The following is a 25,490-nucleotide window of genomic DNA, read 5'->3' as shown; positions in this document are numbered from 1 at the left end:
TTAACCTCCTGTGGTGACCTGAAATCCTGCTTGCTCCGCCATCTCCCGAAACAGAGCGATCTCTTGCACCGACGGCGCGGGAATATCTTTCATCATCCATGATTTTCCAAGCAGCCGGTATTTCGGCTCGCCGTACTGATGAAACGGTAGCAGGTGAACCTGCTTTATTCCTAATGATCTCAACAATGTTAACGCGCACTGCAGATTCTCTGCGTTAAGCGTAAAGCCAGGAATCAACGGCAAACGAGGTATCACCGTGATTCCCTCGCTAACCAGTAACCGTAAATTCTCCAGCACGCGCGGCAGATTCATGTTGATCACCTCGCGCGCCCGATCCGCATCCATAATTTTCAGATCAAACAATACTTCATCACACGCCCTTGCCAACGGCAGTAGACGGCTGGCCGACGTATCGCCAGCCGTTTCAATAGCACAAGGAACGCCCCAACGCCGCAAGCGCTGTAAAAAGCGCGTGGCGAACGGCGCCTGCATCAGCACTTCGCCGCCAGAAAGCGTCACCCCGCCGCCGGAAGTACGAAAGAAGATGTCGTCTTTCAGCACTTCGCGTTCCAGTTCATCCAGCGTAATATCACGCCCAATACGCTCAAACGCGCCGGAAGGACATTCGTCGGCATCCCGCAGACACGGCGCGCAGCGCAGGCATTTATTTTCCCGGCGCACCGTTTCAATGCGCGGCGAGATAGATTCCGGATTAGCGCACCACGGACAGGTATGCGGACAGCCCTTAAAAAAGACCACCGTACGAATCCCCTGCCCGTCATTCAGCGAATAACGCTGGATATTGAAGATACGCGCGGTCTCCTCATCGCGCGCCCCCACAACCTCACAACTGATGCGCGGTGCGGCGAATAATGTCATCCTGAATCTCCTTCGACAGCTCGACAAAGAAGGCGCTGTAGCCCGCCACGCGCACCACCAGCCCAGCGAAATCCTGAGGCCGTAGCTGCGCTTCGCGCAATGTGTCGGCATTCACCACATTAAACTGGATGTGCTGCAGTTTGAGCTGGGTAAACGCGCGCAGGAAATCCGCCAGCTTGCGCAGTCCCGCCTCTCCTTCCAGAGTCGCAGGAGTAAACTTCACGTTCAGCAACGTACCGTTCGACAGCAGCGTGTTATCCAACTTACTTACTGATTTTAGTACCGCCGTCGGCCCTTGCATATCCTGTCCGAGCATCGGCGACAGGCCGCCATCCGCCAGCTGTTCTCCGGCAAAACGCCCGTCCGGTGTCGCGCCGACCACCGCCCCCAGCGGCACATGCGCGGAAACCGTGTATGAACCCGGCGTAAACTGGCCGCCGCGCGGATTCTGGTATTTTTCCACCTCTTTGCAATAATACCGCAGCAGTTCGGCGCTGATGTTATCGACATTATCAATGTCGTTGCCATATTTTTCGAAGCGGTTGATAAGCCTGGCGCGGATCTTTTCCCCTTCCGGCGTGGCGAAGTTGTTTTTCAGGATCGACAGCAGCGCATCAAAACTCAAGCGCTGCTGATCGAATACCAGCCCATTGAGCGCATGAAGGGAATCACTCAGGTTGGCGATACCGATGCCCTGTACGCCCGAAAAGTTATAGCGCGCGCCGCCATCGGTGATGTCTCGCCCTTTCTCCAGGCAGTCGCTGATAAACGAAGAGAGCAGCGGCACCGGCGCCCAGTCACGATGGCCGATATCGCAAATATTGCTGCCTTCTACCATTAGCGTAATGTAGTGACTGATTTTGGCGCGAATATGCGCCAGCAACGCCTCATAAGTAAGAGTCTCGTTGCCCTCATTTTCATACAAGCTGATTTCCATCACTTTCAGCAGATTAAACATGGCGATGTCATGCAGTCCGTAGGTTCTGCCCGGAATCGACAGCTCAACACATCCCACCACCGCATAATCGCGCGCATCCTCCAGCGACACGCCACGGTTAAGGAACGCGGGAACCACCACTTCGTCATTGAAAATCTGTGGAATGCCGGTGCCGAGGCGAATGGTCTCGGCGGCCTTGAGCAGGAACGGCGTATCAATCAGCGCGTTAGTGCGCACGCCGAGATTCGGCTGCGGCAACTGCACGCTCTGGTAGGCATCCAGGCAGAGAAAAGAGAGCACGTTTACCGCGCTGCGTCCGCTTTCCGTCAATCCGCCCAGCAGCGCGGTGTAACCCGTCGGGAAACCGGCAAAATAGCGCGCGCTACTGGTGGAACGCAGCAGCACGATATCGTTGCATTTCACCCACAGCGACTCAAGCAACTCTTTCAGGAACGCCGGATCGTCGCCCTGGGTGAGCGAAGTCTGATAAAACGGCAGCATGTACTGGTCGAAGCGCCCGAGCGACAGCGAACTGGCGTTGGACTCGTACTGCAAAATAATGTTCATGTACCAGAACAGCTGACATGCTTGCCAGAACGTCTGTGGTTTGTGCTGCGCGTTATGCCGCGAATTGGCGGCAATAGTGAGCAGTTCCTGACGACGACGAGCGTCCGGGCAGCGCTCCGCCTGGTGTTCCGCCAGTATGGCATAACGAAGGATATGGCGTTGCGATGCCTCAAGTAACAACAGCGCGGCCTGATAAAAGTCGTTTTCCGGCTGTTGCTCGCAGCGCGCGCGCATCTGCGCCGCCAGTTCACCCAGCCCGTTATTGAGCAAGCGTGGATAATCAATAATGATATGCCCCTGCCCTTTATCCGTCTGGTTAATGCTAAAAATCTGGGTGCTGACGGCGGCTTTCACCTCATCGGTCATCTGACCGTTGATGAAATCTTTCATCGACCGCTTTTCCCAGTACGGATACAGCACATCGCGATAGAGATGTTTATCCTCTTCGCTGATGTCAAAACGGTCCTGCGGACGCGTCGGGAACCGATCCAGCTCGTTAAGCAGCCAATACGGGTCCATTTCCGGTGACATAATACCCGCGCGCGACTTAACGGTTCGGTTTCCGGCAATCAGCTCCTCATCACGAATCGAATTCTCAACGTGCTCAAGAATATACGCCGTCGCTTTGGCGCGGCGCAAAATGACCGGTTCGCCCTCCGTCTGCTGATGGCTGGCGGTATAAAGCAGCGCGCGCTCCAGAGAAATTTCACGGTGATTCTGAAACAGAGCGGCTTTGAGGCGTTGAATACGATGGGTCATGAGGAGCTCCTGTGGACACGAGCGCCGGATGGCGGCATAAATCTCTTATCGGGCCTGTGAGCAGGCCCGATAAACTTGCGCCATCGGGCATTTTAACGGTTAAGCGGTTTGCGCCAGATGCGCGCCAATCTTGTTCATAATGGCGTCGGCACGTTTCACTGCATCGCTGATATTGACGCGAACGATAGTTTTGCCCGCAAAACGCTCTTCGAACTTGATGCCGATATCTTTAGTCAAAATCACCATATCGGCGCTCGCCACATCCTCTGCCGTCAGTTCATTTTCCAGCCCGATCGATCCCTGAGTCTCCACTTTCACATCCCAACCTTTCGCTTTGGCTGCGCTTTCCAGCGCTTCAGCCGCCATATAGGTATGCGCAACACCAGAAGGACACGCGGTTACTGCAATAATTTTAGTCATGGCTTATTCCTCGCTTAATTCATCTCAAAATCTAAATCCAGGTCGTCTTCTTTTTCGTCAACTTGCGACACATTCTTACGCGCCAGACTTTTCAGTACGTTAACGCACACGGCGGTCACTACAGCACCAACGGCAACCGCCGCGATATAACCCAGCTTGCCTTCCACGACTGGCAGAACAATTAAACCGCCCCAACCGGCATAACACTGCGCGCCAAACATCGCGGCCATTACCGCACCGCAAGCGGAGCCCACCATAATGGATGGGATCACACGCAGCGGATCGGCCGCGGCGAAAGGAATCGCCCCTTCCGTTACGCCCACGCAGCCCATGACCAGCGCGGCTTTACCGGCTTCGCGCTCTTCAACAGAAAAATTCTTGCGGCCAATCAGCGTCGCCAGCCCCAGTCCCAGCGGCGGTACGCAGATGCTCACCGCGGCGATAGCCACCACGGTATATACGCCCTGCGCCACGCAAATCAGCATGAACGCATAAGCGACTTTGTTAACCGGGCCGCCCATATCAAAAGCCAGCATCAGCCCCATGATCACCGCCAGCAGCACGATGCTGCCCTGCTGCATCCCTTGCAGCCATTGGGTCAGGCTGATTGTCAGCGCACCGATCGGTTCGCCCAGCCCCCACATCATGATGCCCGCGGTGATAAAAGTGCCAACGATGGGAATCACAAAAATAGGCATCACAGAACGCAGCATCTTATGTACCGGGATTTTCTTCAAGTAATGCACCACGATCCCGCCGATAAGTCCGGCGATAAGTGCCCCGAAAAAGCCCGCTCCGAAGCTGTTACCCACCCAGGCGCCAATCGCGCAAGGAGCCAGCGCGGAGCGTTCGGCAATGGAGTAGCCGATGTATGCGGCGAGGAAAGGCACCATCAGCGTCAGCCCGGCGACACCGATATCAAATAGTTTTTTAAGATTCGGATCGGTGGCGGCATCGGGTACGGCGCCCTTGCCATATAGCATGACGGAGACTGCCAGCAAAATTCCGCCAGCCACCACAAAGGGGATCATATGCGAAACACCGGTCATCAGGTGCTGGCGGGTATTTTTCAGGATCTGTACCAACTCTTTCATAAGTCGCTCCCGGGCTGGATAAAGCCCATGTCCATAAAGTTACTGCGGAAAACAATAGGCAATCCATTGCCGTGCAGACAGTGGATAAAAAGGCCATTTACTGGATTTTTGTAATATCAGTATAAAAATGCGATCCGCTTCATAACTTCTGAAAAAGATGAAACCCGCGCTACCACGCTAAGTTGTGAGACAACTCGCACTTTTTGCGCTACATTACATTTATCCAGCTTTTGACAGATTTGTCACATGGCGTATTCCGGCTACCTCCTTTTATGCTGTAGCGAGAGAATCGTTATGGGAGAGAGGCAATGCCCCTGATTGTGGAATTTACCTGTGAACTGCCGAATGGCGTACATGCGCGCCCGGCAAGCCACGTAGAAACGCTGTGTAATACCTTCACGTCGCAAATTGTGTGGCACAACCTGCGCACCGATCGCAAAGGCAGCGCCAAAAGCGCGCTGGCGCTGATTGGCACCGACACGCTGGCTGGCGACCACTGTCAGCTGGTGATTTCCGGTGCCGATGAACAGGTTGCCTGCCAGCGCCTGAGTCAATGGCTGCGCGATGAATTCCCACTCTGCGACGCGCCGCTGGCGGAGGCTAAAAACAGCGAACTGGAGCCGCTTCCGGCGTCGTTGACCCAGTTGAATCCGCAGATTTACCGCGCCCGTAGCGTGTGTAGCGGCAGCGCGGGCGGCGTACTGACGCCACTCTCTTCCCTGGATCTCAATGCGCTCGGCGAACTCCCGACCGCCAACGACACAGAGACGGAACAAGCCGCGCTGGACAATGGCTTAGCGATGTTGATAAAGCATATTGAGTTTCGTCAGCTCGACAGTGACGGTGCCGCCAGCGCGATTCTGGAAGCCCATCGTTCGCTGGCAGGCGACGCCTCACTGCGTCAGCATTTACTGGACGGCGTTCTGCGCGGTTTAAGCTGCGCGCAGGCAATCGTGGAAAGCGCGAACCATTTCTGCAATGAGTTCGCCCGCGCCAGCAGCAGCTATTTACAGGAACGCGCGCTGGATGTTCGTGACGTTTGCTTCCAGTTACTGCAACACATTTACGGTGAGCAGCGCTTTCCGGCGCCGGGCCAGTTGACCCGGCCATCTATCTGTATGGCGGAAGAGTTGACGCCAAGCCAGTTCCTCGAACTGGATAAAACCTTTCTCAAAGGTCTGTTGTTAAAAAGCGGCGGCACCACTTCGCACACGGTGATTCTCGCCCGCTCATTCAACATTCCCACCCTGGTTGGCGTGGAGATTGAGGCCTTAACGCCGTGGCGTCAGCAGACGGTTTATATTGACGGCAACGCAGGCGCGATTGTCGTTGCGCCTGACGAGCCTGTCGCTCGTTACTATCAGCAGGAAGCCCGCGTGCAAGACGCCCTGCGCGAACAGCAGCGCATCTGGCTGACCCAGGAAGCGCGCACCGCTGACGGCATCCGCATGGAGGTCGCTGCCAACATCGCGCACTCCGTCGAGGCGCAAGCGGCCTTTAGTAACGGCGCGGAAGCGGTTGGCCTGTTCCGCACAGAAATGCTGTATATGGACCGCGCCTGCGCGCCGGACGAAAACGAACTGTACAATATTTTTTGCCAGGCGCTGGAGTCCGCAAAGGGACGCAGCATTATTGTGCGCACAATGGATATAGGCGGCGATAAGCCCGTTGATTATCTGAATATTCCTGCCGAAGCCAACCCATTCCTCGGCTATCGCGCCGTCCGTATTTATGAAGAGTACGCCTCTCTGTTTACCACCCAGCTACGCTCGATCCTCCGCGCGTCCGCCCACGGCAACCTGAAAATCATGATCCCGATGATCTCCTCTATGGAAGAGATTCTGTGGGTCAAAGAGAAGCTGGCGGAAGCCAAACAGCAGCTGCGTAATGAACACATCCCGTTCGATGAGAAGATCCCACTCGGCATTATGCTGGAAGTGCCGTCGGTGATGTTTATCATCGATCAATGCTGTGAAGTGATTGATTTCTTTAGTATTGGTAGTAACGATCTAACACAATACCTGCTGGCGGTAGACCGTGATAACGCCAAAGTCACTCGTCACTACAACAGCCTGAATCCCGCCTTCCTGCGCGCGTTGGATTTCGCGGTGCAGGCGGTACATCGTCAGGGCAAATGGATTGGTCTGTGCGGCGAACTGGGGGCCAAAGGTTCGGTTCTGCCATTGCTGGTAGGTCTGGGGCTGGACGAGATCAGCATGGGCGCGCCGTCGATTCCCGCCGCCAAAGCGCGGATGGCACAACTCGACAGCCGAGCCTGCCGCCAGTTGCTGAATCAGGCGATGGCCTGCCGCACCTCGCTGGAGGTGGAGCATCTGCTGGCGCAGTTCCGCATGTCGCAGCAGGATGCCCCGCTGGTTACCGCCCAATGCATAACGCTTGATAGCGACTGGCGCAGCAAAGAGGAGGTGATTAAAGGCATGACCGACAATCTGCTGCTGGCGGGCCGCTGCCGCTACCCACGCAAACTGGAAGCCGATCTATGGGCGCGTGAGGCGGTATTCTCCACCGGACTGGGCTTTAGCTTTGCCATTCCGCACAGCAAATCGGAACATATCGAACAGTCCACCATCAGCGTGGCGCGCCTGAACGCGCCAGTACGCTGGGGAGATGACGAGGCGCAGTTCATCATTATGCTGACGCTTAACAAACACGCCGCGGGCGACCAGCATATGCGTATTTTCTCGCGCCTGGCCCGCCGCATCATGCACGAAGAATTCCGCAACACGCTGGTTAACGCCGCTTCCGCCGACGCTATCGCCAGCCTGCTGCAACATGAACTTGAACTGTAAAGGAAAGACTATGGAACTCTATCTGGATACCGCTAACGTGGCGGAAGTTGAACGTCTGGCGCGCATTTTCCCGATTGCCGGCGTCACCACCAATCCAAGCATTGTGGCAGCCAGCAAAGAATCTATCTGGGATGTGCTGCCCAGGCTGCAAAACGCCATCGGCGAAGAAGGCACTTTATTTGCGCAGACCATGAGCCGCGACGCGAAAGGGATGGTGGAAGAAGCCAAACGACTGAATAACGCCATCCCCGGCATTGTGGTTAAAATTCCGGTGACCGCCGAAGGTCTTGCAGCGATTAAATTGCTGAAAAAAGAAGGCATCGTGACGCTGGGCACAGCCGTCTACAGCGCATCGCAGGGCCTGCTGGCGGCGCTGGCGGGCGCAAAATATGTCGCTCCCTACGTCAACCGCGTTGATGCGCAGGGCGGCGATGGCATTCGTATGGTTCAGGAGCTACAAACGCTACTGGAACATCACGCACCCGACAGCATGGTGCTGGCGGCCAGCTTTAAAACGCCGCGGCAGGCGCTGGATTGCTTACTGGCAGGTTGCCAGGCGATTACCCTTCCTTTAGATGTAGCGCAACAAATGCTCAATACGCCTGCGGTAGAGTCAGCAATAGAGAAGTTTGAGCAAGACTGGAAAAACGCTTTTGGTAATCTGAACCTGTAGGAGAGAAATGTATGGATCGCATTATTCAGTCACCAGGTAAGTATATTCAGGGTGCAAACGTCATCGCGCGTCTTGGCGATTATTTAAAACCAATGGCGAACAACTGGCTGGTTGTGGGCGATAAATTCGTGCTGGGATTTGCCGAAGAGACGCTGCGCAAAAGCCTGACGGGTGTCGGTTTGTCAGTAGAAATCGCCCCGTTTGGCGGCGAATGTTCGCAAAATGAGATCGACAGGCTGCGCGCCGTCGCCGAGAAAAGTCAGTGTGGCGCCGTACTGGGTATCGGCGGCGGTAAAACGCTGGATACCGCCAAAGCGCTGGCGCATTTTATGAACGTCCCGGTCGCTATCGCGCCGACCATCGCCTCTACCGACGCACCGTGCAGCGCGCTCTCGGTTATTTATACCGATGCCGGTGAGTTTGACCGTTATCTGTTGCTGCCGCATAACCCGAATATGGTCATTGTCGATACGCAGATAGTGGCGGGCGCGCCGGCGCGTCTGCTGGCAGCCGGTATCGGCGATGCGCTGGCGACCTGGTTTGAAGCGCGCGCCTGCTCACGCAGCGGCGCCACCACAATGGCGGGCGGCAAGTGTACACAGGCCGCGCTGGCGCTGGCGGAGCTATGCTATAACACGCTGATCGAAGAAGGCGAAAAAGCCATGTTGGCCGCCGAACAGCACGTCGTCACGCCAGCGCTGGAACGCGTCATCGAAGCCAACACCTACCTGAGCGGGGTCGGTTTTGAAAGCGGCGGTCTGGCCGCAGCGCACGCGATTCATAACGGTTTAACGGCGATTCCGGATGCGCACCACTATTATCACGGTGAGAAGGTCGCTTTCGGTACGCTGACGCAACTGGTGCTGGAAAACGCGCCGGTCGAAGAAATCGAAACCGTTGCGGCGCTGTGCCATTCCGTTGGCCTGCCGATTACGCTGGCGCAACTGGATATTAAACAGGATATTCCGGCAAAAATGCGCACCGTCGCGGAAGCCTCCTGCGCAGAAGGTGAAACTATTCATAACATGCCTGGCGGCGCAACGCCGGATGAAGTGTACGCCGCGCTGCTGGTCGCCGACCAGTACGGTCAACGCTTCTTGCAGGAATGGGAATAAGGTCTGCTTGCAATGAAAAATCCCCGCAATTGCGCGGGGATTTTTTTGCCCGGTGGGCATATGAGACGGTAGGCCGGATAAGCGTTAGCGTCATCCGGCATAAGATTTACAACAGATCGAAACGGTCCAGGTTCATCACTTTCACCCATGCCGCGACGAAGTCCTTCACAAACTTCTCGTGCGCATCGCTACACGCGTAAACTTCCGCCAGCGCGCGCAGTACGGAGTTGGAACCAAACACCAGATCGGCGCGGGTTGCCGTGTATTTTACCTCGCCAGTCAGACGATCCCGGCCTTCGAACAGCTCATTAGCGTCGTCGGTGGGCTTCCACTCGTAACGCATATCCAGCAGATTAGCGAAGAAGTCTGTGCTGAGCACGCCCGGTCTGTCGGTAAAGACACCGTTCTGGCTGCCGTCAAAGTTGGTTCCCAGCACACGCATCCCGCCAACCAGTACCGTCATTTCCGGCGCGGTCAACGTTAACTGCTGCGCTTTATCAATCAACAGCGATTCGGTCGTCGACACATCCAGACGCGCACGATAGTTACGGAATCCATCGGCAATCGGTTCAAGCAGCGAGAACATCTCGATGTCGGTCTGATCCTGACGCGCATCCACCCGGCCCGGCGCAAAAGGTACGCTGATGCTGACACCCGCAGCAGCGGCCGCCTGCTCGATACCGACCACGCCCGCCAGCACAATAATATCGGCCAGCGAGGCTTTATTCGTCGTTTTCTGGATCTCTTCTAATACCGGCAGAACGCGAGCCGCAACGGCGTTGACATCCCAGTCGCGCTGAGGCGCTAATGCCAGACGCGCGCCGTTAGCGCCGCCACGCTTATCGCCGCCGCGGAAAGTAGACGCGGATGCCCAGGCAACCGAAACCATCTCGCTAATAGAAAGCCCGGATGCAGCGATCGCCGCTTTCAGGTTGATAATGTCTTCCTGCGTTGGCTGGTAGAGCGGTTGCGGCAACGGGTCCTGCCAGATCAGATCTTCTTTCGGCACTTCCGGTCCGATGTAACGCGCTTTTGGTCCCATATCTCTGTGCGTCAGTTTGAACCAGGCACGAGCAAAGGCTTCATTAAAGGCCTGCGGATCGTTAAGGAAACGACGGGAAATCTTCTCGAACTCCGGATCAAAACGCAGCGTCAGGTCGGTGACCAGCATGGTTGGCTTACGTTTTTTCGACGGATCGAACGGGTCCGGGATGATGTCCGGCGCGTCTACCGCTTCAAACTGGATAGCGCCAGCCGGACTACGGGTTTGTACCCACTCATATTTGAACAGGTTCTCGAAGAAATAGTTGCTCCACTGGGTCGGCGTCTGCGTCCAGACCACTTCCAGCCCGGAGGTGATAGCATCCGCGCCAACGCCGCTACCATAGCTGCTGGCCCAACCTAAGCCCTGCGCTTCAATCGGCGCGGCTTCCGGATCGGCCCCTACATGGGATGCCGCTGCCGCGCCGTGGGTTTTACCGAGGGTATGCCCGCCAGCGATCAACGCCACGGTCTCTTCGTCGTTCATCCCCATATTGCCAAAGGTAGCGCGAATAGCGGCGGCGGCAGAAAGTGGTTCGCCGCTGTGATCCGGCCCTTCCGGGTTAACGTAGATAAGGCCCATCTCGGTCGCGCCCAGCGGCGCTTTTGCCAGCGCTTCAGGGTGTCGGTGAGTCAACCAGGCTTTTTCATCGCCCCAGTTCACATCCAGATCCGGTTCCCAGACATCTTCACGCCCGGCGCCGAAACCGAAGGTACGGAAGCCGGAGTTTTCCAGCGCCACGTTACCCGCCAGAATAAACAGGTCGGCCCAGGAAATTTTCTGGCCATATTTCTGCTTAATCGGCCACAACAAACGACGCGCCTTATCCAGGCTGACGTTATCCGGCCAGGAGTTAAGCGGCGCAAAACGCTGTTGACCACGACCCGCGCCGCCACGACCATCAATAGAACGGTAGGTGCCAGCGCCATGCCAGGCCATACGAATAAACAAACCGACATAGCTGCCCCAGTCGGCGGGCCACCACGGTTGTGAATCGGTCAGCAGCGCCTTGAGATCCCCTTTCAGGGCGGAGTAGTCTAACTTGCTAAACTCTTTGCGGTAGTCAAAGTCTTCACCCAGCGGGTTAGAACGGTTGGAATGTTGATTCAAAAGATCCACACGAAGCTGGTTCGGCCACCAGTCGCGGCTGGCTGTCCCTGCGCCTGCGCTTCGGTCATGCCCCCCCTGATGGAAAGGACATTTTCCAGTGGATAACGTGTTATGGGTATCGTCGGTCGTGCTCATATCTCAGCTCCCTTTTAAAGTGTTACCGTTACGATATACACCAGGAGCAAATAGATATAGTTGAATTAATCCACAGATTCGATAGCTAATACCTTTTATATTTTTAGTTACAGAGATGTAGATCAATATGAGGTGTAATAAAGCTCCCGGCAGGGAGCTGGAAATTATAAACCGGGTCTTACGCCCAGCGTGTGGCAAATGGCATAACTCATTTCCGCACGATTCAACGTGTAGAAGTGGAAATCCTTCACTCCTTCGCGACTTAAAATTTTCACCATGTCCATCGCAATGTTAGCGCCCACCAGCTTGCGGGTTTCTGCGTCATCATCCAGCCCCTCAAACATCAGTGACATCCAGGACGGAATGCGGACATTGGTCATATCGGCAAATTTTTTCGCCTGTTTAAAGTTAGACACCGGTAAAATGCCGGGAATAATTTCTACGTCGATACCGGCGGAAACACAGCGGTCGCGAAAACGCAGGTAGCTTTCCACATCGAAGAAAAATTGGGTTATCGCGCGGTTAGCGCCAGCATCCACTTTACGCTTCAGATTAAGCAGATCGGCCTGCGCGCTTTTCGCTTCCGGATGTACCTCCGGATAGGCCGCTACTGAAATATCGAAATCGGCCACCTCTTTGAGCAAACCAACCAGATCGGCGGCGTACATCTCCGGCTTACCGCTGCCCGGCGGCAAATCGCCGCGCAAAGCGACAATGTGGCGGATACCGTTATTCCAGTAGTCGCGGGCGATGGTGCGCAGTTCATCGCGCGTGGCGTCAATACAGGTAAGGTGCGGCGCGGCCTCAAGCCCAGTACGCTCTTTAATGCCTTTAATAACGCTATGAGTGCGGTCGCGCTCCCCGGAGTTGGCGCCATACGTTACCGAAACAAACTTCGGTTTCAGACTGCTCAGGCGATCGATGGAGTTCCACAGGGTTTGCTCCATTTCACTGGTGCGCGGCGGGAAAAATTCAAACGAAACGTTAATCTGACCCTGTACTTCCGCCAGGCTCTGATTCAGGGCTTCCCGCTGGTTGGCGTGAAAAAAGCTCATACCTTACCTCATCAATCGCATGTTATTATTTGTTGTGTTGTAAACATCTATCCGTTTAGACGTCCAGATGTAAAAATGACGGAAAAGCGGAAGGACGTCAACTGAAAAATCACGCCAAAGAATGAGGAATATTCAGCAAAGATGAATTTTCTTCATGTCACGCCGCGGCACTGAACGCGCCGCGGCAGGGGAAATTACTTCTTCACATCCGCAACGCGCATTCCTTTGAGCTGCTCATCCGTGATGGTGTTGCCCGCCTTAAAGTAATCAACTATCGCATTCGACACATAGTAGCCGCCGGAGGTATTCCGCGCCTGGCCTTCCGTGAATGCCGCAAAACCATCGCCGCCGTCGGCAAGGAAGCTGTTGGTAGCGATGTGATAAACCGTAGCATCGTCAATCGGCTTGCCATTGAGTGTCAGCACGGTAACCCGTTGGCCGACAGGTTTGCTGCTGTCATACTTCATCTCCAGCCCTTTAGACACCTGCAATACGCCGTTGCTTAATCCAGCGCCATACTCCATCAGGCTGCGCAATTGTTTACCGGTTAAATCCATCGTGACCAGTTCATTAGGGAACGGGAAGGTACTGATTACCGCCCCCATCGTCACCGCGCCAGCCGGGATTTCGTTGCGGATACCACCAGAGTTAGTAAGCGCTAACTGGGTGTCTTTCCCCGCCGTAAAAAGCAGCGCATCCGCCGCCAGATTCCCCAGCGACGACGATTCGCCATACGCGCGGGTCAGCTCAACCGGCGACTGCGCCACCGTCTGCTGCACGACTTTATCGAGCTTTTTGTTCCAGCCGTCGATCACCTGTTTCGTTTGCGGATCGGGCTTCCACTCATCAGCAAAAATGGTTTTAAGCTCGAAGTTTTTCACCGTAAAGTGGTGCGGCTTTTCCTGGTAGTCCAGCACCAGTTTGCCGACATCAATACCGCCGCTGTCCGTTGAGAGGATCAGCGTATTACCGACTTTAATCGGTTCCGGCGTACCGACATGCGCGTGGCCGGTAATCAAAATATCCAGCCCTTTTACCTGACTTGCGGTCTGAATATCTTTATCCAGCGCGCGTCGCACATCGGTATTTCCCATGCTGGACTGGCGGGCCGGGGTGCCTTCGTGAATCAGCGCCACGGTCAGATCGACTTTACCTTTAAGTTCATCAATGTAACGTTGCAGCCACTTAATTTCATCGCGTGCCTCAATGCCCACGCGCGTCGCCGCAGAAACCGTATCATTAAAAGCAAATACGCCGTGTAAACCGATTACGCCAATTTTTACGCCATCTTTTTCAACAATGGTGTACGGCTTATCCCAGAAGGATTTACTGCTGTCCTCATAAAAAATATTGCCCTGCACGATAGGGAATTTTGCCCGGCTCAGTTGCAACAATGTATTGTCCCAGCCATGATCGAACTCATGATTACCGATAGTGGCAGCGTCATACTGCATGGTATTCAAAATATCGATAATCGCTTTACCCTTCGTCAGGCTGCTGATATACGGTCCGGTAAAGTAATCTCCGGCATCAAAAAACCACGTCGCCTTATTTTTGGCTTTTTCCTGCTTCACCAGCGTAGTGATATTGGCCCAACCGCCAATATCGCGTTTACCGTCAGCAATCCACGGCACTTTATAAGGCTCTACGTGAGCATGAAGATCGTTGGTGTAAATAATGGTGACATCTTTGGCGCAGGCCCAGAACGGCAGCGTGAACAAAATACCGGCAGCAAGCAGTTTTACTTTCATAAATAAGTCCCTTTCAGTCATATAAAGATTCGCTACGTTACGTTCTGAAAGGTTTTTTTATGTGAGAGTCCTCACACCCGCGTACCGTTTTATGAAGGCAGAATCAACGACCTGCCAAAATCGTTGGTAAAATGTATGCCGCCTCTGTTCACCATTAATGCCTGCAAAAGCGCTGGTTGTCGCAATCTTGGGCTGCCTGACTCGCCGGATTATGTGTGGCCGGACTATCGCCTGGGTTATCCGGCATTGCATTGTCGAGCCTGCGGCAGTTATCCGCCGCTCTTCAACGAGGGGGAATTTCGCCGCTGGGCGTCTGCTTATATCGCGCAATATGCCAAAGAGTATGGTCACTTTTGTCCCGACTGCTATCAAAAAACATGGATTCGCTATGGACGTAATCCCGGCGGAACGCAGCGACTTCAGTGCCAGTACTGTAAGAAGGTCTGGACGCCAAAACAGCACGCGCTGAATGCCGCCGAAACGCCGGAACAGATTTGCAGTATTCCGCTGCTCGTACCGTTTCAGGGAGCGAATGCCTTCCAACAATTGTACTTTTTATTCAGTTTTGACGCTGTTCGCGGCAATATTCTTCACCTTTCCAGCAATTTCACGTTACTTTCTGCCGGAAAGAGTTTGCATTACCACTGGAAAGGAATTGCGCCGCCCGAGGGTGAGGATGGCGATATTATTCACCGTATCGCCATTAAAGAACGGCAATTTTTACAGCGTAGTCAGTTCGATGAGATTCAGTATGGCCCGGCGGCGCTTAAACGTAACGCGCAAGGAACAATACTTCGCCCGGTCATTACGGCGCATGGTCATTTTCGGGTGCTGAAAAACCGCTTTCCTGATGTCACGACACACATCATTGCCCATGAGTGTTTTTTGCGCGGCGCGGTCATTACGGCATGGGCGGAGCGGTTTCGCCAGCGTCTCTCCTCGCTGTGGTTCGTTGAGGAAGAGATAAACGATGACGATTGCCGCGCAGAGTGGCAACTGTTAGGCAAAACATGGCAGGGATGGTGGCAAAATCAGTGGCAACTCTGGGGGCAAGGTCACAACCGCAAAATGGTCTGTTCGTTAACTGGTTCCCACTTAGAACAAGGTGTCGCCGTTAATCTGGCGGCCAGTCGCCGCTTTGTTACCTGGCTATGGCAACAACCTGAATTCCAGCAAAGCGCCCACTATTCCGCCAAACGCGTCACGCAAATTCTGTATTTGCTGACGGAAAAATATAACTCACAATGGAATCACATTTAACCCAATGATGTAATGCCACGCATAAAAAATCACAGATTATCATTCAGAAGGCGCTATAGATTTAATCACCTCACATCCTGCTTTTATACGCTGAAAAAGAATAGAACTATTTGATAAAATGGCCCTTCGTTTTAAGTTAAAATCGGCTATAAACGTTATTCACATAATCAATATTTATTATCAATTTAAATAGTTCTATACATTCTTATTTTCTATGGGAAACAAGGGATAAATATGGAAATTACTTTACCGTCAATGTCAGATAAAAAATGGACCTGCGCCGATCTCCTGAGTAGCTATCGATTCTGGGGGATCACTTTTTTCTTTTTGGTGCTCTCTTTTATCAGTTCGCTGGGATCGTCGTATGGTGTTTATTTTTGGAGTAAATCACTGTCTATTCCAGCCGATCGTATTGGTGTTATTCTCGTTGGCGGCCAACTGGGATACCTCCTGGGTATGGTTGCCAGCTGGTTTGTCTGCCATATAAAAAATTGTTACCCCTTCTACTTTGTTGCGCTACTGGTAATCATTGGCGTGGTCTGTTCCTTCTGCGTAAATGGCCCATCTGACGTAGACAGGCTTATTATAGCGCAGTTTTTAATTAGTCTGGGTGTGGGGATCATAACGCTGTTAGTCCCCATGCTGCTTTTCAGCGCTATCGGCAGTGCACAGACATTTGTTATTTTATTTAGCCTCTGCTTACTGTTCAAATTTATCATCGCTAGCTATCTGTCTATATTTATATACTCAATTCCTTATATAGGAATAATCGCGATGACTTTAGCGGTTATCGCGCTTTTGCTACTATTACCGCTCAAAAAAGAACTTTTCTATATTGCACCACCCAAAAGGTTCTCATCAACCCAGCGCCCTGAGTGCGCAGAACCCGTTGTCGTCGCATTATTGGCCTTTTTCATTCCATTTTATATTATTTATTGGTTCTTCAGAATTCACCGGGAAATGCAGTTTGTGGCGCCTTCGCCCCGACTCATGACCGCATGTGGCGCGGTATGGCTGTCAGCAATTATGCCGTTTGGCACAGCAATATTGTGTCTGACGCTTAGCGATGAAATCCGCGCTCTGCTGGCGAATAAAAACGAAGATGGCGGAATACGAACCGGCTGGACACTATTCTGGGCGTTACTGCTGCCACCCGTCGGCGCGGCGATTATCCAGGCAAAAATGAACCGTTTTATTACCGCTAATACCGCGGATACTGCTGACAGAGGATAAACATGGAAGGTTTTGAGTTATTTCCAAAAATTAAAGGCGCGATCAAATGGATGGCCGAGCACAGTGACTCGGTAATTCATTTTGGCTGGAATGTTGTTGCCGCCATCATTCTACTTTTCATCGGTAAGTTAATAGCTCGCTTACTATCGAGGGGGCTGGAAAAATTACTTCTCAGGCGGCAAGTGGATGCCACTATTGTCCACTTTTTCTCCGCGCTGGTTCGCTACATCACGATAGCTTTCACGGCAGTAGCCGCTCTTGGCCGTATCGGTATAGAAACCTCCTCAATTATTGCCGTTATCGGCGCGGCGGGTTTAGCCATTGGCCTGGCGCTGCAAGGGTCACTTTCCAACTTTGCCGCAGGCGTACTGCTTGTCTCCCTGCGCCCTTTCCGCGCCGGGGAAATTGTACAAATTGGCCTGGTTATCGGCACAGTAGAAAAGGTCCATATTTTCTCCACCACTCTGCTCACTGCGGATAGCAAAGAAGTTGTCATCCCGAATGGTAAAATTATTGCTGATAATATTATCAACTATTCACGACACCCCTATCGACGTATTGATCTGATTATTGGCGTGGATTACCAAAGCCGTATTGCTGACGTAAAAAGCGTGATACATCGTATTATTGAACAAGATCATCGCATTGATAAAACCCGCGATATTACGGTCCGCCTGGGCGAACTTGCGCCCTCTAGCCTGAATTTCTATGTTCGCGTATGGGTGCCCAACGCTCAGTACTGGAGTACTTACTACGATCTTCTGGAAAATATCAAGGAAGCAATGGATGAAAACGGCATCAATATTCCTTACCCCCGGATGGATGTCCGGGTTGAGAATGTAAAAAGCATCACGCCATAATGTTTCGTCAGCAATCGGATGGCGCTTCGTATATCAGTATCTACAGAATGACTGCATAACGTATTGATGAGGGAGCGAAGCGCAACCCGGCGCTTCGCTCACGAACTTACCTTTATTACAGCAACTGCGCCAGGCGGTTGATATCCGACTGAATCGCCCCGGCGGTCACATCGCGACCCGCGCCCGGCCCACGGATCACCAGCGGGTTATCGCGATACCAGCGGCTTTCAATAGCAAAGACATTATCGCACGGTAGCAGCGCCGCCAGCGGATGTTCCGGACGCACCGCTTCAACGCCGACGCGTGCTTTGCCATTGGCGTCGAAACGCGCCACGTAACGCAACACCAGCCCCAGTTCGCGGGCTGCCTCCAGACGCTGCACCATCTGTTCATTCAGCGCGTCGCCGTTTTCGAAAAAGTGATCGATAGACCCTTCTTCACAATGCGCTGGCACCAACGATTCTACACGCACCTGATCCGGCTCGATGTCGTATCCCGCCTCGCGCGCCAGAATCACCAGCTTACGCATGACATCTTTTCCGGAAAGATCGACGCGCGGATCGGGTTCGGTCAGCCCCTGCTGCCAGGCCTGATCCACCAGATCGGTAAACGGCACCGTACCGTCAAATTGCAGGAACAGCCAGGATAGCGTCCCGGAGAAGATCCCGCTGATCGAGAGAATCGTATCGCCGCTGTCAATCAGATCCCGCACCGTGTGGTTGATCGGCAATCCCGCGCCCACGGTGGCGTTATACAGCCAGTAACGCCCGGTTTTTTCAAACGCGTCATGAATCTGGCGATACTTATCGCTGGCGCTTGCGCCCGCCAGTTTATTAGCGCTAATCACATGAAAACCGTGGCTGGCGAAATCCAGATACTGATCGGCCAGTTGCTCACTTGCTGTCACATCCAGCACCACTAAATCATCATACGGATGAGCGCGCATCCACAGGAACAGCGACTCCTCATCCTGCTCAACGGCTTCATCATCAAAGAATGCCAGCGCGCGGCTGGCATCCAGCCCTTCATAATTCAGCAGGCTACGGCGGCTATCCACCACGCCCGCCAGCACAAACTCAAAACCAGTACGCGCGGAAAGCGTGCTTTGCTCACGGGCAAACAGTTCCAGCCAACGGGAACCGATGTTCCCCTTACCGAACAGCATCAGGCCAATGCGTTTTTCGGCGCGGAAAACCGACTGATGCAGCCCCTGAATCAGGCTCTCAGTCGGGCCGGTACGCAGCACCGCCACCAGACTGATGCCCTCCTCCGACTGCCAGGTAAACTCCACTGGCTGACCTTTAAGCTGCTGCCAGAAGCGATGGCAGTGTAGCGGATTGCGAGTGACGCCCGCACCGACCATCGCCACCAGCGCCAGCCCCTGCCGCAGGCGCAATTCGCCCGGCAGCCCGACATCGTCGAGGAGTTTCAGTACGCTATCCGCTACCTCGGCGGTATAGCAGAACTGCAATAACTGGCGATCGCGATGCACGCCCACCGCCAGCGGACGCGCCTGCGCCCGTTTTAAAATGTGGTCGAGCTCTTTGTGCGCCAGCCTGAAATCCTGGCTGGCGGGCACCTGAAACTCAATCAGACAGATATCATCGTGACTGGTCACGATACGCGCGCCCGTTCCGGAAGCCAGCACTCGTTCAATTCGGGTTGACCCTTGATCCGGCGTGTAGCTACAGCGCAACTGCAAATCGATATCGCTGCCGGACACTGGCTGTAGCGTGCGGGCGTGCAGAACAGGTGCCGCCAGACGCGCCAGCTCGCTGGCTTCGTCCAGACGCAGCAACGGCAGCAGGCAGGCATCTTTCACTTTGCGCGGGTCGGCGCTATAAACGCCCGCGACATCGCTCCAGATGGTCACGCGGGAAACGCCCGCCAGCGCGCCGATTTGCGTGGCGGAATAGTCGGAACCGTTGCGGCCCAGCAGGACCGTTTCGCCGTCATGATTGCGGCTGATAAAACCGGTCACGACCAGACGTTTGCCAGGATGCTGCGCCAGTAGCTGTTGCAATAAAGGATAAGATAACCCTTCATCAACCTGCGGCTGTGCGGCGCGTTCGGCGCGTAAAAATGCGCGCGCGTCCAGCCAGGCGGCATCCAGCCCCTGCTGATTCAGGACGGCGGACATCAATCTCGCCGACCAAATTTCGCCGTGTCCGACGATCTCAGCATAGACGGCATCCGTTACGCCGCCGTCGAGCAAGGCGGCAAGACGTTCCAGATCGCTGATAAAAGCGCTGGTTAAATCATCTGCCGCGTCGGCGGGAAGCAGCCCGCTAATCAGATCGCACTGGTAGCGGCGTAACGTCTGTAATACCTGATGCGCAGAAAGGCGATCGGTCTGGCTTAACTTGAGCCAGCTAATCAACTGGTTGGTGGTACTGCCTGCGGCGGACACTACCATCATATCGTCAGACTGCGAATACTCCGCCATAATGCCTGCGACACGCAGGTAACACTTCACATCCGCCAGACTACTGCCGCCAAATTTATGCAGTTGACGACCTTTCGCCCCTGCCTGCGCAATCACACTCATGTTTACCCCTTGTTTGCAGCCCGGAAGCCATTTTCCAGGTCGGCAATTAAATCTTCGCCATCTTCAATACCGGTGGAGATACGCAGTAGCGTTTCGGAGATCCCGGCGGCGGCACGCGCCTGCGGCGACATACCGGCATGCGTCATGGTGGCGGCGTGAGAGATCAAACTTTCCACTCCCCCTAAAGATTCCGCCAGCGTAAACAACGACAGCCCGCCCAGAAAACGACGCAGCGTCTCCTCATCCCCATCCAGTTCAAAACTCAACATTGCGCCAAAGCCTTTTTGCTGACGCGCGGCAATCTCATGTCCCTGATTATCCGGCAGCGACGGATGATACAGCTTTTTCACCAGCGGCTGGGTTTGCAGGTAATCCACAATCGCTTGCGCATTACGCTGCGCCACCTCCATACGCGGCGACAGCGTACGCAGGCCACGCAGCAGCAGATAGCTATCAAACGCCCCGCCAGTGACGCCAATATTATTCGCCCACCACGCCAGTTCAGTGACCATTTCCGGATCTTTAGCAATCACCACGCCGGCCACGACATCCGAATGACCGTTGAGATATTTCGTGCATGAATGCAACACCAGATCGGCACCCAACGCCAGCGGATTTTGCAGCGCCGGGCTTAAAAACGTGTTATCAACGACGCTCACTGCGCCCGCCTCGCGCGCCAGCCGACAGATTTTCGCAATATCCACCACGCGTAACAATGGATTACTTGGACTTTCTACCAGTACCAGCTTCGGTTTTTCTTCCAGCGCCGCCTGTAAGGCGCGTTCATCGCTCTGATCGACAAACCGCACACGATAACAGCCGCGTGTCGCCAGACTGTCAAACAGACGATAACTGCCGCCATAGCAATCATGCGGCGCGACCAGCAGATCGCCCGGCTTGAGGAAAACGGTGGTGATCAGATGAATCGCCGACATGCCGGTATTCGTCAATACCGCGCCCGCGCCGCCTTCCAGTTCCGCTAATGCGCGCTGAACCACATCACGCGTGGGATTACCGCGGCGGGAATAATCATGCGCGCGCGGCTCATTGAAACCGGTAAAGTTATAGGTACTGGAGAGATGGATTGGCGGCACAACGCAGCCGTATTGCTCGTCGTCGTTTAATCCGCTACGCACTGCGATAGTGGCCTGTTTACGCGTCATATGAAGATATTCCTGGCTGAGTCGGTGAAAGTCAGGCCACAGATTAACCACTACCACAATAGACGTCAATACATCTGGACATCTAAACTTCTTTGCGTATAGATTGAGCAAACCGCAAATAGCCGTTAAAATTATATGCATTAGCGCACATCTGCGACCGCTAACTTCGTGTCAGGGCCGCGCCACTACGGTAAACTACGCGCGATTATGGTCCGGGCTCAGGTTCAGACCTCAATATTAATGACGAAGAGGATTAAGTATCTCATGGCTGAATGGAGCGGCGAATATATCAGCCCATACGCTGAGCACGGTAAGAAGAGTGAGCAAGTCAAAAAAATTACGGTTTCCATTCCTCTGAAGGTGTTAAAAATCCTCACCGATGAACGTACGCGTCGTCAGGTGAACAACCTGCGCCACGCCACCAACAGCGAGCTGTTGTGTGAAGCATTTCTGCACGCCTTTACCGGGCAACCCTTACCGGATGATGCCGATCTGCGAAAAGAGCGCAGCGATGAAATCCCGGAAGCGGCAAAAGAGATCATGCGTGAGATGGGGATTGACCCGGAAACGTGGGAATACTGATAGCAAAGCATGCGGTCAGAACGCCTCTGGCCGCGCTTTTTTAACGATTCCCCCTGTACACGGCTATCTCCGACATTTTTCTAAACGTTCATCTTCCCGAATAGCCCTCGATAGATAAATTTATCTTCGTTATTTCCCTGAAAAAAATCCCCGGAATGCCATAACCGATATAATTTTATTATATTTAAATTTCCAATATTTATTTAATGTTTCACGTAGCAAAGCGCCCATGAACAATAATACACCGCCATATATTTACTGAATAAATAGAATAATGATGATTATTGTTAAAAACACCATGAACACCTCATATTTGTGACCAACATCATTATTCCTCTCCGCGGATTGCTTTACTTTCTTAAATGTTTTTCATCTCCGATAAATAAGAAGGTCAATATACATTCATTTTATCGATAATATCGAATGGGGAAATAAATATGTTATTTACAAGGAAAGTCTTACCTGTATTATGCTGCCTGTGTTTGAGCGGCAGCGTTTTAGCCTCAGGCGTTTTAGACCCAAACAGGCCAATGGTCGCATCATCAGATGTCATTCCAGTCCATGAAGGGCCATTAGGTATGGTCGATGTCGCACCCTACGGCGGCGTTTTCCCATTAACAGCAATCATTAATAAAGCCAATCATAATGTGCAGAACGTGAAGGTTACCGTTTTAGGGAAAGGGGAAAAAGGTATACCGATCAGTTATGATGTCGGCCCGCAGGCTATAAATACCCATGACGGCATACCTGTATTTGGCTTGTATCCAGATTATGTCAATAAAGTTAAAGTAGACTGGACTGAAGAAGGTAAAAAACAAACTTATACGTGGTCCATTTACGCCGCACCGGTATCATTACCCTCGACTACCGGGCAAACCGCCGTTCTTCCTACAGTAGAACCGGTTAAAGTCGATAGCTCGCTTAAAAAACGCTTATATCTTTTTAACCATATAACGGGGATGCCAAGAGCAGGCCACATTATGCATGTCGCAGGCGGCGCGGCGAACTGGGATTATACCGGTATCAACTGGATTAGCGATACGAATGGCGATGTTCGCGGCTATATGAATATTGATAAATTCCGTAACCAGGATGATATAACGCGCTTTGGTTCCATGATGAGCTTCCATCAGGTTAACGATGGCAATCTTATTTTTGGCCAGGGTCAACGTTACTTTAAATATGATTTCTTAGGCCGCGTTATTTCTGATAAACGACTGCCAAAAGGATTTATTGATTTTTCGCACGCCATTACCGAAACGCCGAAAGGCACCTACCTGCTGCGTGTCGCAAAAGAAAATTATCCATTAAATGATAAATTCACAATCAATACTGTGCGTGATCATATTCTTGAAGTTGACCAGAACGGCGATACCGTCGATTACTGGGATCTGCCAAAAATCCTCGACCCCTATCGTGACGACGTTATTCTGGCGATGGATCAGGGAGCGGTATGTTTGAGCGTCGATGCCGAACATTCCGGTCAGGTCATGACCAAAGAGCAGCTTGCAAAACAACCCTTCGGCGATATCGCGGGCTCCGGCCCGGGCCGCAACTGGGCGCATGTTAACTCCGTCAGCTACGATCCTCGCGACGACAGCATTATCATTAGCTCGCGCCACCAGTCTGCCATCATCAAAATTGGCCGCGATAAAAAAGTGAAATGGATACTTTCCGATCCATCCGGCTGGAAAGGCGAACTGGCGAAAAAAGTGCTGAAACCCGTAGACAGCAACGGTAAACCGCTAACCTGCGAAGCGCACCACTGCGACGGTGGATTTGACTGGACATGGACACAGCATACCGGTTGGTTAGTGCCATCCAAAAGTACCGGAGGTAACACCGTCGTGACCGCCTTTGATAACGGCGATGCGCGCGGCATGGAACAACCGGCCATGCCGTCAATGAAATATTCCCGCGGCGTGGAATATCAGATTGACGAAAAAAATATGACGGTTTCCCAAATGTGGGAATATGGTAAAGAGCGCGGTTTTGACTGGTACAGCGCCATTACTTCCGTCACGGAATATCGCCCGGAAACCAAAACGATGTTCATGTACTCGGCCACAGCGGGAATGAGCGGTACAAATCCAATCGTCTCCGTTCTGGATGAAGTCAAAGACGGTACTCAGGATGTGATGCTGGAGCTAAAAGTACACAGTAACCGTGCCGGTATGCTGGGCTATCGGGCGCTGATTATCGATCCAGAGCAGATGTTTAAAAAATAAAGCGTGATAGTAAAAGTAAAACAGGCGGAAGCCAACTTCCGCCTGAATGGTTAAAACGTATTGTAGTTACGACATTCACCTTATTGCCCTCGAAGAGGAATGCAAAAATATCAATGGATTACCAATCCAGCACCGACCCGATAAGCGCAGCGTCATTAGACAAACGCCGCAACATACCGCGCCTTTGCTGGTGATATGTCATGAAAAATCTCTTTATCGCCTGGTTAAGAGCCTATCCCATTAGGCGTTATTGGCGCAGCCAGTTTGGACACGGACAGCGCGCAAAAACCGGAGCGTACACGTAGTACGTGAGGATTTTGAGCACTGCCCAGGACCAGAATGGCAAGTAAAATAGCCCTAATGGGATAGGCTCTAAGTTTATTGCTATATGGCTGCACAACCTTTCCACAAGCCGTAAAACCTACGACAGGCGGACAGCCCTCCCCGACGGAAATCTATATCGTCAGTCATGGCTGGCACACGGGAATTATTGCGCCGGCCCATGATGTTAATACCGTTCTGCCACAGCTTAAAAAACGGTTCGCTCAGGAGACGCAGTGGTATGAAATCGGCTGGGGCGATAAGGGCTTTTATCAGTCACAAGAAATAACCACCGCGCTTACGCTCCAGGCCATGTTCTGGTCATCCGGCGCGGTTATGCACATCGTCGCCTTTTCCGGTCAACCAGAACGCTATTTCGCCGGTAGCGAGATAAAATCACTGCTCCTGCACACAAACCAGCGTAACAGTCTGATGCGTTATCTGGGCCGCAGCTTTGCGCGTGACGCAGAGGGTAATCTGATTCCGTTAAAACAAGGAATTTACGGCGATAGCCAGTTTTACGCCGCGAATGGCCGCTACGGCATACTCAATACCTGCAATAAATGGACAGCGAAGGGGCTGGAAAGCGCGGGACTGACTATAAATCCTTCGTTAAAACTCACGGCAGGAAGCGTAATGAAAGCGATTACGGATCACAGAATGTGTCTGAACAAATACTGTTATCCCTAGAAAACAAAAAAAGCGCCCTGCGGCGCTTTTTTTCTGGCGGTAACTTATTTGCTGCCAGGGATGCTGAAGCGCTTGTTGAAGCGCTCAACACGACCACCGGTATCAACAACACGCTGCTTACCAGTGAAGAACGGGTGGCATTTGCCGCACACGTCCAGGTTCAGGTCGTGACCCACGGTAGAGTGGGTTTTGATAACATTACCGCAAGAACAGGTTGCAGTAATTTCTACGTAATTCGGGTGAATACCTTTTTTCATG

19 protein-coding genes are annotated in these 25,490 nt (G+C 53.1%); 9 read left to right on the top strand and 10 right to left on the bottom strand.

The features are described 5' to 3' along the window. The 4 genes from ACLD11_RS10860 to ACLD11_RS10845 form a co-directional block, all read right to left on the bottom strand. Positions 1-879, bottom strand: coding sequence for a [formate-C-acetyltransferase]-activating enzyme (locus tag ACLD11_RS10860; RefSeq protein ID WP_411014900.1), 879 nt, complete (start codon positions 877-879; stop codon positions 1-3). Beyond that, on the bottom strand, positions 845-3,142 hold the full coding sequence (locus ACLD11_RS10855) for a formate C-acetyltransferase (protein WP_411014899.1): 2,298 nt from the start codon (positions 3,140-3,142) through the stop codon (positions 845-847). Before ACLD11_RS10855 ends, ACLD11_RS10860 begins: the two co-directional genes overlap by 35 nt. A gap of 99 nt (positions 3,143-3,241) precedes the next feature. Beyond that, positions 3,242-3,562: a PTS fructose-like transporter subunit IIB gene (locus tag ACLD11_RS10850; protein ID WP_411014898.1), complete on the bottom strand. Its 321-nt coding sequence runs from the start codon at positions 3,560-3,562 to the stop codon at positions 3,242-3,244. A 14-nt stretch (positions 3,563-3,576) separates the two neighbouring features. Further along, positions 3,577-4,656, bottom strand: coding sequence for a PTS fructose transporter subunit EIIC (locus ACLD11_RS10845; protein ID WP_411014897.1), 1,080 nt, complete (start codon positions 4,654-4,656; stop codon positions 3,577-3,579). Positions 4,657-4,964: 308 nt separating this feature from the next. Here ACLD11_RS10845 and ptsP point away from each other — a divergent pair, with 308 nt between their 5' ends. From ptsP to ACLD11_RS10830, 3 genes are read left to right on the top strand one after another with little or no spacing between them, the layout of a single operon-like run. Then, positions 4,965-7,466 carry a phosphoenolpyruvate--protein phosphotransferase gene (ptsP, locus tag ACLD11_RS10840; protein WP_411014896.1) on the top strand — a complete coding sequence of 834 codons (2,502 nt, stop codon included), beginning with the start codon at positions 4,965-4,967 and terminating at the stop codon, positions 7,464-7,466. Positions 7,467-7,476: 10 nt separating this feature from the next. Further along, positions 7,477-8,139, top strand: a complete 663-nt coding sequence (gene fsa / locus ACLD11_RS10835; protein WP_000424866.1) for a fructose-6-phosphate aldolase — start codon at positions 7,477-7,479, stop codon at positions 8,137-8,139. A gap of 11 nt (positions 8,140-8,150) precedes the next feature. Beyond that, entirely contained in the window at positions 8,151-9,254 is a 1,104-nt protein-coding gene (locus ACLD11_RS10830) for a glycerol dehydrogenase (RefSeq protein WP_411011675.1), read from the top strand. Positions 9,255-9,360: 106 nt separating this feature from the next. Here ACLD11_RS10830 and katG read toward each other — a convergent pair whose 3' ends face one another. The 3 genes from katG to ACLD11_RS10815 all read right to left on the bottom strand — a co-directional run bounded on the left by katG (position 9,361) and on the right by ACLD11_RS10815 (position 14,347). Further along, positions 9,361-11,541: a catalase/peroxidase HPI gene (gene katG, locus ACLD11_RS10825; protein ID WP_000108102.1), complete on the bottom strand. Its 2,181-nt coding sequence runs from the start codon at positions 11,539-11,541 to the stop codon at positions 9,361-9,363. A gap of 164 nt (positions 11,542-11,705) precedes the next feature. Next, positions 11,706-12,596: a methylenetetrahydrofolate reductase gene (gene metF, locus ACLD11_RS10820; protein ID WP_000007507.1), complete on the bottom strand. Its 891-nt coding sequence runs from the start codon at positions 12,594-12,596 to the stop codon at positions 11,706-11,708. A 194-nt stretch (positions 12,597-12,790) separates the two neighbouring features. After that, entirely contained in the window at positions 12,791-14,347 is a 1,557-nt protein-coding gene (locus ACLD11_RS10815) for a bifunctional metallophosphatase/5'-nucleotidase (RefSeq protein ID WP_411014895.1), read from the bottom strand. A 135-nt stretch (positions 14,348-14,482) separates the two neighbouring features. Between ACLD11_RS10815 and ACLD11_RS10810 the strand changes: the two genes are divergently transcribed. The 3 genes from ACLD11_RS10810 to mscS all read left to right on the top strand — a co-directional run bounded on the left by ACLD11_RS10810 (position 14,483) and on the right by mscS (position 17,700). After that, positions 14,483-15,607, top strand: a complete 1,125-nt coding sequence (locus ACLD11_RS10810; RefSeq protein WP_411014894.1) for a cytoplasmic protein — start codon at positions 14,483-14,485, stop codon at positions 15,605-15,607. A gap of 234 nt (positions 15,608-15,841) precedes the next feature. After that, positions 15,842-16,840, top strand: a complete 999-nt coding sequence (locus ACLD11_RS10805) for a hypothetical protein (RefSeq protein WP_411014893.1) — start codon at positions 15,842-15,844, stop codon at positions 16,838-16,840. Positions 16,841-16,842: 2 nt separating this feature from the next. Continuing rightward, the gene (gene mscS / locus ACLD11_RS10800; protein ID WP_000398244.1) at positions 16,843-17,700 is read left to right on the top strand and encodes a small-conductance mechanosensitive channel MscS; all 858 of its coding nucleotides are present in this window, start codon (positions 16,843-16,845) and stop codon (positions 17,698-17,700) included. 115 nt (positions 17,701-17,815) lie between these two features. Here the strand turns inward: mscS and ACLD11_RS10795 are convergent, their stop codons facing one another. Both ACLD11_RS10795 and metB read right to left on the bottom strand, forming a co-directional pair. Further along, the gene (locus tag ACLD11_RS10795; protein ID WP_183060159.1) at positions 17,816-20,248 is read right to left on the bottom strand and encodes a bifunctional aspartate kinase/homoserine dehydrogenase II; all 2,433 of its coding nucleotides are present in this window, start codon (positions 20,246-20,248) and stop codon (positions 17,816-17,818) included. 2 nt (positions 20,249-20,250) lie between these two features. Continuing rightward, positions 20,251-21,411, bottom strand: a complete 1,161-nt coding sequence (gene metB / locus ACLD11_RS10790) for a cystathionine gamma-synthase (RefSeq protein WP_183060160.1) — start codon at positions 21,409-21,411, stop codon at positions 20,251-20,253. 264 nt (positions 21,412-21,675) lie between these two features. On the opposite strand from metB, the gene metJ reads away from it, so the two are divergent. The 3 genes from metJ to ACLD11_RS10775 all read left to right on the top strand — a co-directional run bounded on the left by metJ (position 21,676) and on the right by ACLD11_RS10775 (position 25,232). Continuing rightward, a complete protein-coding gene (metJ, locus tag ACLD11_RS10785) occupies positions 21,676-21,993 on the top strand; it encodes a met regulon transcriptional regulator MetJ (RefSeq protein WP_000852811.1) in 318 nt (105 codons plus the stop codon). A gap of 437 nt (positions 21,994-22,430) precedes the next feature. Then, entirely contained in the window at positions 22,431-24,221 is a 1,791-nt protein-coding gene (locus ACLD11_RS10780; protein WP_411014892.1) for an aryl-sulfate sulfotransferase, read from the top strand. A 381-nt stretch (positions 24,222-24,602) separates the two neighbouring features. Further along, positions 24,603-25,232 (top strand): TIGR02117 family protein, encoded by a 630-nt coding sequence (locus tag ACLD11_RS10775; RefSeq protein WP_411014891.1) that lies wholly within the window; start codon positions 24,603-24,605, stop codon positions 25,230-25,232. Between the two features lie 44 nt (positions 25,233-25,276). Here the strand turns inward: ACLD11_RS10775 and rpmE are convergent, their stop codons facing one another. Next, positions 25,277-25,489: a 50S ribosomal protein L31 gene (gene rpmE, locus ACLD11_RS10770; protein WP_000715284.1), complete on the bottom strand. Its 213-nt coding sequence runs from the start codon at positions 25,487-25,489 to the stop codon at positions 25,277-25,279. Position 25,490 lies beyond the last annotated feature (1 nt).

This window comes from Salmonella sp. 741265116_PST, assembly GCF_046567715.1.
Lineage (GTDB): Bacteria > Pseudomonadota > Gammaproteobacteria > Enterobacterales > Enterobacteriaceae > Salmonella > Salmonella enterica.
This window is presented reverse-complemented; position numbering and strand designations above follow the sequence as displayed.